This window comes from Psychrobacter sp. UBA3068 (assembly GCF_002366815.1).
GTDB lineage: Bacteria > Pseudomonadota > Gammaproteobacteria > Pseudomonadales > Moraxellaceae > Psychrobacter > Psychrobacter namhaensis.
The window spans coordinates 143,960-153,893 of the sequence record NZ_DFBY01000007.1 but is presented as its reverse complement, the minus strand read 5'-3'; the positions used below and the strand labels follow the sequence as shown (position 1 = coordinate 153,893).

At 42.2% G+C, this 9,934-nt stretch carries 7 protein-coding genes; 6 read left to right on the top strand and 1 reads right to left on the bottom strand.

The window, feature by feature from the left end:
- Positions 1–80 precede the first annotated feature (80 nt).
- From B2P60_RS01545 to B2P60_RS01525, 5 genes are all read left to right on the top strand, one after another.
- Entirely contained in the window at positions 81–758 is a 678-nt protein-coding gene (locus B2P60_RS01545) for a glutathione S-transferase family protein (RefSeq protein ID WP_286739026.1), read from the top strand.
- A 40-nt stretch (positions 759–798) separates the two neighbouring features.
- Complete coding sequence (locus tag B2P60_RS01540) at positions 799–1,926, top strand: zinc-binding dehydrogenase (RefSeq protein WP_286739025.1); 1,128 nt, start codon at positions 799–801, stop codon at positions 1,924–1,926.
- A gap of 357 nt (positions 1,927–2,283) precedes the next feature.
- The gene (gene truC, locus B2P60_RS01535) at positions 2,284–3,042 is read left to right on the top strand and encodes a tRNA pseudouridine(65) synthase TruC (protein WP_286739024.1); all 759 of its coding nucleotides are present in this window, start codon (positions 2,284–2,286) and stop codon (positions 3,040–3,042) included.
- A 755-nt stretch (positions 3,043–3,797) separates the two neighbouring features.
- A complete protein-coding gene (locus B2P60_RS01530; protein ID WP_286739022.1) occupies positions 3,798–5,558 on the top strand; it encodes a hypothetical protein in 1,761 nt (586 codons plus the stop codon).
- Positions 5,559–6,182: 624 nt separating this feature from the next.
- The gene (locus tag B2P60_RS01525) at positions 6,183–7,457 is read left to right on the top strand and encodes a tyrosine-type recombinase/integrase (protein WP_198333574.1); all 1,275 of its coding nucleotides are present in this window, start codon (positions 6,183–6,185) and stop codon (positions 7,455–7,457) included.
- A 95-nt stretch (positions 7,458–7,552) separates the two neighbouring features.
- Here B2P60_RS01525 and B2P60_RS01520 read toward each other — a convergent pair whose 3' ends face one another.
- Positions 7,553–8,590, bottom strand: a complete 1,038-nt coding sequence (locus tag B2P60_RS01520; protein WP_230710063.1) for a hypothetical protein — start codon at positions 8,588–8,590, stop codon at positions 7,553–7,555.
- A gap of 230 nt (positions 8,591–8,820) precedes the next feature.
- Between B2P60_RS01520 and B2P60_RS01515 the strand changes: the two genes are divergently transcribed.
- Positions 8,821–9,843: a LysR family transcriptional regulator gene (locus B2P60_RS01515; protein WP_193004972.1), complete on the top strand. Its 1,023-nt coding sequence runs from the start codon at positions 8,821–8,823 to the stop codon at positions 9,841–9,843.
- The last annotated feature ends 91 nt before the right edge of the window (positions 9,844–9,934 follow it).

The window sequence follows — 9,934 nt, the reverse complement described above, 5'->3', positions numbered from 1 at the left end:
TTTGCCAATTAGGGACACGCCCTAGTCAGATTTAACGTTAATCCTAAAAAACCCATCCATCAATAATAGAAAAATAATTTATGATTACTTTGCACGGTTTCCCCGCAAGCAACTACTACAATATAGTGAAACACGCTCTGTTGTACAAAGCGTTGCCCTTTCAAGAAAACCTTATTTATGCTGGTAGCGATGCGCTGCTGTCCATCAACCCAGTCGGTAAAGTGCCTGCTATCACAACGGATGAAGGTATGACGCTCTCGGAGTCGAGCGTCATTTGTGACTTTATAGAAGAGACCTACCCTGCCATACCGCTATATCCTAAATCTGCTACAGAGCGTGCAATTGTGCGGCAAATCATGAAGATAGCAGAGCTGTATTTTGAATTGCCAAGCCGCCGCCTCATTCCTTATGTGTTTTCAGGCACCAACGCCCCTGACGCCGTCAAAGAAGAAGTACGTCAAGTACTCACACGCGGCATCCCTGCTCTCAATCGCTTATGCCAGTTTTCGCCGTGGATTGCCGGTAAAGAGTTCACGATGGCGGACATCTATATGCACTATGTAAACGTCGTGGTTAAAGCCTGCGCCTCAACCCAGCTTGACTGGGACGTGTTGGCAGAGATACCGGGTATGAAAGAATGGAGTGACACCATGCGCCAATCTGACATTGCTCAAAAAATAGAAGCAGACCGCTTGGCCAATATGCCTGAATTTATGACACACGTGAAAGCCCAGATACAGGCGGCGCAGCCTAAATAAGATTATTTAAAATAAATATTAATAATGCAGGAGCAAAATTATGACCGATAAAAATAAGCAACTGGTTTCAACCATCAGTGACGACAACAAACTCACCTTGTCTTTAAAAGATATCGACATGCCGCAGCCCGGTGCCGATGAAGTGGTTGTGCGCATCGAAGCGGCACCATTGAACCCCTCTGACTTTGGGGTCATGTTTAGCGCTGCTGACATGTCAACTGCCGTACAGTCGGGCACCGATGACAGCCCTGTCATTACCGCTGATGTACCCGCGAAATTCATGCCAGCCCTAAAAACACGGGTGAATAAAGACACGCCTGTGGGCAACGAAGGCGCAGGTACGGTTGTCGCAGCAGGTTCTTCGCCAGCAGCGCAAGCTTTGATGGGTAAAGTGGTGGCTGTGATTGGCGGCGGTACGTATCGTAAGTATCACTGTGTCCATGTCAAAAGCTGCCTAGAAATGACAGAAGGCACCACGGCTATGGAGGCGGCCTCATCGTTTGTAAATCCCCTCACCTCACTTGCGATGGTCGAAACCATGCGCGCTGAAGGCCATAAAGCCATCATTCATGCGGCAGCGGCGTCTAGCCTTGGTCAAATGCTCAATCGCCTCTGTATGGCTGATGGGATTGATCTGATCAACATCGTTCGTAAAGAAGCGCAAGAAAAACTGTTGCGTGATATGGGCGCAAAATATGTGGTCAACTCAAGCAGCGAGTCGTTCACAGCGGACTTAACCGCAGCAATTGTCGAGACAGGTGCTACCATCTCGTTTGATCCCGTTGGTGGCGGAAAATTAACCAGCGACATCCTAAACTGCATGGAAGCGGCCATTACCCGTGATGTGGAAGAATACAACGTTTATGGCTCAAACACGTTCAAACAAGCATATATTTATGGCGCATTAGACCGTGGCCCGATCACCATCAATCGTAACTTCGGTTTTGCTTGGGGCGTGAATGGGTTTTTATTGTTCAATGCTCTTGGAAAATTGGGTAATGAGACGGTCAAGTCAATGCGTAAGCGGGTTGCAGAAGAAATCACCACCACATTTGCTAGCAGCTATACGCATGAAGTCACGCTAGAAGAAGCGCTACAATTAGAGTCTATCAAAGCTTATGGCAAACAAGCGACTGGTGAAAAGTACTTAATCACGCCTCAGGGTTAATTGTTAGTTAAAGAACAGTTTGAAATAAAAAAAGCAGATATCGATGATATCTGCTTTTTTATTTGCTTGCTGGTAATAGAAGATAGCGTGTCATTAGTAAATTAACCTAACAAAAACGACTAAAGTTATTTACCATGACATCCGTTATGAAAACAAGAAGCAGTCTTTGGAAATTTATTTACGATCGTCAGCCTTACTTACATATGGTTGACTCTACTCATCTTTCATTTGTGTACAGGTTTTTTTCTCTAAAAACATAGTGCAAATTTATTATGCCACGACAGGCGCAATAAAAAAGACACATATAAAAGCCAGCAGATATATAATATCCATATTTAAAGTATGGATACGGAAAACATGGATATCGAAAGCGGTATCGCTAACCAAGTAGAAATCATCTATGAGGATGAATTTTTGGTAGCGATTAATAAAGAGGCTGGTCTCTTGGTGCATCGCAGTTGGCTGGACAAAGGCGAGACACGCTTTGCCATGCAACTCACCCGTGATGCGGTAGGTTGCCATGTATTCCCGGTACATCGGTTAGACAAACCTACATCAGGCGTATTGTTGTTTGCCAAGAGCTCTGCTGTGGCGCGCAGCCTTACCGAGGCTTTTACTGAACACAAGGTAACCAAGCAGTATTTAGCTGTGGTGCGCGGCTTTATGCCAGAGCAAGGCACCGTTGATTATGCGTTGAGTTTTAAGCCCGATGCCATTGCCGATAAATTCGCCAATTTAGACAAACCCGCTCAAGAGGCAGTGACCCATTGGCGACGTTTGGCACAGATTGAGCTGCCATTTGCAGTGTCAAAAAAGCATGATACTACCCGCTATAGTCTAATGCGCTTAACCCCCGAGACCGGGCGCAAGCATCAGCTACGTCGGCACATGAGACACTTATTCCATCACATCGTGGGTGATACCAGCCACGGCGATGGACGGCACAATCGATTTTTTCGTACTCAATATGACTGCGCGCGTATGCTGCTACATGCTCAGACTTTAGCGCTCAGCCATCCGGTCACTGGTGAGCCGTTGTTGCTAACAGCGAAATTAGACGATCAATGGATGCGCATTATGGAAGAGTTTTCTTGGGTAGAGAGCGCTAAAAACTAAGCCGTGTAAAATTTAGGGTTTATCTTAGAAACTCCCTTCAAAGGAGTTGACGTGCTGGCGCTACAGCCAAGTGAATTCAATGTCATACACAGGGATATTTTGATCAAAAATACCTACTACAGTACCAACAGTCCGAGGCACGATCATTGGTGAACTGATGTATGGAAAAAAGAAGTCTATGAGCTGAACTATCTGGCTGAATCTTTTGATCTCAGATCTTTGACAGACAAAGAAAAAGAATACGGACTAGGTGGAAACTGCACCCTGTTCGATGCCGTTCGCCATTGGGCGTATTCTGCGATTAGAGAGTATTGAGGGAGTATTTGACCCCAATTAAATCAGTACTTAAACACGCTCAGAATGTGAATATGATGTTTTCAGAGCTGCTCTCTTATTCAAAAATCAAAGCCACTGTAATCAGATAATGGCCTTTTTAATAGGTTTAGTGAAAAGTGATAGCAGATAAGCCCATGTTTTTTGTATCGGGTAAACGCTCCTTAAATCACAGTGCTTCTATGTTCCTGGGTATATATTTTTCTTAAACTATTGTTTCCTTTACTGTACGTTACGTTTCTTAGATTGACAATGTGGGCTATTGTTTGCAAAATATTCGGCTTGCTCAATTTATTAGTTTAATTAAAGTGTTTGATGGATTTCTTAAGTTAACATTTCTCCTATCAGGCCTCTTGAAGTATAAGAGACATATTTGGTTAACCTACTCTCTATGAATTACGGTTTTCACATGGAAAATTCTAATGAATATTTATGATCTTTCTGACTATCAGCTTTATAAATTAAAATCTTTGGATCCTAATCTAAGCTCGGATTGGCCTGAAGTGCTTCAATCTATGCTACCTGAATTAGATCGAGAGAGTGTTGCCAGTATCTACAACCATCTACTTGTGCCTCGAGGTATTTATCTTGATGCTGATAGAAATTTAGCCCATAGGCGTCCTATTACGTTAAGAGAAGTCATGGCTAGCACCCATGTTCAGGAGCCTGATCTATTAGCTCTAGTAACGAATATGTCTAACATTATTGCTTCACGTTCTACGTGTTATGATGCTTCAAAACTTGCTGATGAAATCGAAGCAATATTTCGTTGTCTGGACCACCTTAATCTACAAAATGAACATGAGAATATAAAAAATATACGTGTCGCTTTTTTATATGACTTAGCACAATGGTTAGATACTGTTGAGTTGAAAGTTTCTCCTGGGCTTCGAAAACTTGATTCTTCTATAGTTAAATCTTACTTAAAGGAGGTCTTTATCAAGCAAAAAATACAAGGGCAAGATTTCCGCCGGTGGGATTCTACAGATCTAGATTTTCAAGATCTTACTGATGTACCTACTTTCATTAGAAATGAGGGAAAAAGTAGAAAGTTTTTTGTTGTAGAAGGACAAGATTATTGGTTTTTAGTTGGAAATTCAGATGTATCTGGAAAGAACCCTTATTCATTTCGGCGCTTTCTTCATGAAGAAACTAGTGGATCGGAGAAATACACTTATCTGACCCATGTTGTTATCAAAAAAAATGAGATGCAAAATTCAGAGTATCTATCTAGTGTGGCTTATGCTATGAGTCGCTTTTATACACTGGATCTCGGGACTCCAGATACACTTCTTAGTTTTATTAAAGAAATCAAGTTTTTGAAAAGTAAGTACTTAAAACCCTTACTAAAAGAACGTTTAGAACAAACTGGCGCTTCTACAGACGCTGTTGTGAATGAGCGTATGTTAAATTATGAAAAGCAAGTTTCTATATTAATACTTCAAAAACTACCCAGAATTCAAGCCACACTTCATAACAAAGTGGATCAAGGCTACCTATTTTATCACTTAGATAAATTAATCAAACAGATGATAGAAAGCGTTCACGATTTTAGACTGCAACCTTTGGTCAGTAATATCAACAGTAGTGGGATTTTGTTAATTAAATTAATGGCGCTAAGAAAGTTGCTGACGAAATCTTATGGTTTTATTCTCTCGCAAGATTTAAGTATAGAGGAGCGCACCGATGCTATGACTACACCACTCCTGAAGGTTCAAGAAAAAATAAATGCGACTAAAGTATCTATGAAAGAACTTAGAGACTTAAAAGAAAATCTTGATAATTACTCCCAAGTTAAAAATAATGGAAGCTTTTGGGAAAAAATAGCGTTGGGAAGAAAGCCTAATTACACGCTAAAGGATATTAATAAAGAGAAGTTACTTCTTAAAAAAGATGTTTTTACATCTATAGTTCGTATGGCTAAAATTCAAGAACAAGGCATGGTCTATGTAGAATTAGAATGCGATGAAATAATAGATAGAAATTATAGACATTATGCGTTAGCAGATGGAAAACTAGGTATCACTCGTCTACCGAGGATATTGCAATTACCTGAAGACCCAAGGAAGCTTAAAATCGAATCTATAAGCCAAATAGTAAATTACAATGTTTTTGAAGCTAATCCATTGTGGGACCCTCTAAGTAATAGATATATAACGCATAAAGAGTTAGCAACTACTTAAGTACAGCGTGGCTCTATTTAAACTCTTAGATCAAGTGCTATTGATAGATAAAAAATTTACTGTCATAGCACTTAATCTAGAATGGTCAAGAGCAGTTTATTCGATCACGCGACTAACCGACTATATCAAAATTAGACCCTAAAGTAATGCCTTCCAAATTTGCACAGAACCCTAGTATCACCCTGATTCATCAATTCTATGCACGTACGCGAGCATAAATCTTATAAAATACACCTTAAATCTATTGCCCTATAAAGCATGCAGACGATAAGAACCCAAATTATCTGAATACAAAAGCCGTTAAAATCCTGTTTAATCCAAGATATAGCCTATTGAACACGCAATCTACTTCCTATTCATTCATTGTGGTACAATTATCCCCAAGGTTCACTTGGGGATAATATTTCTTATAAAACCTACGATTAAAAGCTTTCAATCAAATAATCTATAATTTAGGTGTCCACCTTGGTGTCCAAAAAATTCTATGTATTTTTTAAAAGACACTTTTTAATAAGTAATAAGATCTGTGCAAAGCATCTTCTCAATTTACGCATAATTAGCAAAGAGACAATAATCTTCGCTCTCCTTATTTATCACCATTTATGATGGTTACGGGTACATATCATGGCTGTCGATACTGCATATGACATTAGTAAGCTTGAATGCCGAGATAAAGACTATTCGGTCAGTGTTTCAGGCGTGTCTGGATTAAGCATTCGTATCTCTCCAAATGGCAAAAAAGAATACTACCTACGGTATGCGCATCCGCATATTGGCGGCAAACGACCGCGAATGATGCTTGGTAAGGTGGATGACATCAGTTTGTCTGAGGTTAAGTATCAAGCAGAGACCATACTTGCTACGGTTGCTAAAGGATCTGACCCCAAAGCGATTCAGCAAAAAGAGCAAGTGAATAAATATGCGCACCTAAAAAACGCCACGTTTTCTGAAATTGCACAAGCGTGGCGGGATCATAAGACCGCAGGTCATCACAGAAAATCTAAAAAATCTGCGTTTAGTGAGTCGACCCTCAAATTTTGGGATTTGTGTCTAGGATACATGTGCCAAGAGATTGGCGACCTGAGAATGAACGATATCACCAGCGAGATGATATTAAGCGTCTGCGAGGCAATTCAAAACAATAAAAACCAAGCAGCCTTTGTTGGCGCCAGTACTCGGCTATATACCGAGAAAGTATTCTCATTTGCTGTCGCGCGAGGATTGTGTGATAGAAATGTGGCGATTGATACGCGCGGTGAGCTGGCACCTGCCAATTCCGGCAATCACTTGCCAGCCATTACCAAGCCAGATCAATTCGCGACTCTGTTAAAGGACATGTCTGACTTCAAAGGCGCAAGCAAGATGACACTAGAGGCCATGAATTTACTGCCTTATGTGTTTGTTCGTAGTATCGATTTGCGCTCGATGCGCTGGCAGGATATTGATTGGGACAGCAGCCTATGGGCGTTCTCCCCTACCAAAGGCGAAGGTCGTGATGATATGGTTTCGCACTTAGTGGTGCCTTTAGCCACGCAAGTGATTGAGCGCTTACGACACCTTCAATCCATCAGCGGTCATCAGGAATACGTCTTTGCATCGGCGCGCGCCTCAAACAATGCTTATATTAGCAAAGCGGCGCTGGTGCAGGTGTTTCATCGGCTTGGCTACAAAGATGTGCAGTGCGCGCATGGCTTTCGGGCTTCTGCCAAAACCTTATTGATGGAGCAGCCAGAGCTGCGTTATTCAGACATCGTCACCGAGCTGCAGCTGGGTCATAGAATCAAAGACACACATGGCGGCGCTTACAATAGACTCGATGAGATCGATAGTCGGGTAAAAATGATGCAAGCGTGGGCAGACTATATAGATAGTCTTCGAGGCTCTGCTAAAGAGGTCTAGTGCATTTTATGTAATGACAGCCTCAAAGTGTGACCTGCCAGCTGGCTATCGTAGGTTCTGATAAGCCATTCGACTTAGGATAATTGATTAGCGTACTAATCATTGGTTTCACGATATAACGTGGTCTGCGACTCTTCTCTAAAGTCCTCGTACGTGATGGCGGGCTGAGTCTCTGATTGATCTAAGCTATCTAAGTTATCTAGGCCATTGTCGATGGCTGCTGGTGTTGCAGCCGTACTATTATTGACCGCTCCTTGAGGGTCATCATTCGTTAAGCTGTTGTGTTGTGGCTCAACGGTTGGGAGACTATCAGGGCTGGTATCAGCAAGCAGCGGCTTATCTACCGTAGTTGGGGCAGCGGTACTAACCACGGCTACAGGATCAGTTGCTACCTCATTATTCGTACTTGTCTCAGCTGCATGGAGCGCGTCGCTCTGCGCTGAAGGTGACAGCACCCCTGTAAAAATCAGTATCGCGACGACAATACCAATCAGTAATGAACCAACTACCATACCCATAATCAGCGATTTTTTGTGACTCGCCAGCTTATCATTGTCATGTGCTGGCGCTACTTCTTTAATAGTGGGTTGTATTGGCACATCTTGAGTGTCTAAGTGAGTGTCATCATCAAGTTTATGAGCGGTTTCGTCAGTATCAGAACACATAGGCGAAGCTGGTTCTGTGGCTTGATTGGTGTGATTGAGATCATCATCAAAATTGATATTAAATAGATCGTCATCTAAATCGCTGTTGTCTAAAGAGCTGTCGGTATATTTTGTCTCTTTTTTTATTAGCGGTTCTGATTTAAACGTGTCTTGATCTGGAGACTCATCTGAAAAATCAAAGGTCACGTCTGTTGTTGTAGTGGTTGTACCTGTGGCGTCAAACTGCCCTTTTCTATCATTATCTTGATTGGCAAATGGTTCAGGATTATTTGTACTGAAAGGCGCATCGGCAAAAAAATTGTCAGTGTCGCTATTGTCTTTTTCACCGTCCTCATCACTGTGAACCCGACTGATAAAGCGTTCATAGATATTATTTTTGGTTCGATTACGATAACGCGATTTTTTACTGGCAATTTCCGCCAGTTTTTCCTCAAAATCCGTTGCAATATCTTTTTCTTTGTCGCTCATAGAAGGTTACCAAACCAGTTGATTTTGCTGGTATTAGATGACGGCTAAAATAGAGTTATTATATTTTTTGCTAAAATGTAACAATATCGATGGCAAACAATATAGTTGCTCGCCTCACTATCTTCAAGCACAATTTATTTGATCGATCTCATATCTGTAAATTATATCTAAAAACATACGATCGTTACCCTAAAAAATAGAGACAGTAGATAGCTAACAGGTTTAAGAATATGGACTTAAAACAACTTAATGCATTTATTGCCATCGCAAATTTGCGCAGTTTTAGCGCGGCAGCAGCCCAAACGGGACTGTCACAACCGAGCTTGAGTCGTTTGCTCAAACAGCTCGAGACAGATATGGGTGTGGAATTGATTGACCGTTACCACAGACCATTGCATCTGACCGAGGCTGGGGCATTCTTTTACGATAAAATCAGCGCCATCTTGACAGAGATTGACACTGTCACCAGCATGACCCAGCGGTTATCCGCACCAAGTCCTATCTTAAACATCGGCTTTGTCCCCTCTGTGCTTTATGGTTTGCTGCCTGAAGTCATTGCCATGCTAAAGCAGTCTAGCCCTGATATTGAAGTCAATCTCAAAGATATTAGCTCCTATCAGCAAATGGACGCGCTCAAATCTGGCGACATTGACATCGGTTTTGGGCGCTTCGCTCACCAAGATCCATGGATTCAGCAAATACTACTGCGCCATGAGCGTTATGTGGTGGCCCTGCCCAAAGCGCATGCGTTAGCCCACGTACGTGAACAGCGCTTGATAGACTTGGCAAATAACCGCCTGATTTTGTACCATCAAACCCACTTGCCGATATCAACCACCGTCACAAAACCGAAGTCAACCAAAGGTAATCTCTCAGCCCTCACTCCTGGTACAAAAACCAGCCGTGCCAACAACGAGCAGGCCGTGCTTAGCCAGCCGATTACCGAGCCTTTGCTGCACTTGTTTGCACAATACGGTATTTCACCCTTTATAACCACGACGGTGAGTGACTTACAAGTAGCCCTAGGCTTAGTGGCTGCGGGTGAAGGGATTACGCTTGTCCCTGCCAGCCTACAAACGGTGCGTACCGAACAAATCAGCTATCAACGTTTGGTGCATGAAAACGTTACCTCCCCTATCTATTTACATACCCTCAAAGATTTTGTTCATCCAAACATACCCGATTTGCTGACCGCGATTTATCATGTTTATGAGCAGCGCGGTATCACCTATCGACGTCAGCAGTTTACCTAATAAATAAAGAGGGTCTTGAAATACGCGGTTATTGTCCATGTACTCTTATCATAACTATAATTAGTAAAGAAAAATTAAACAATAGACGCTA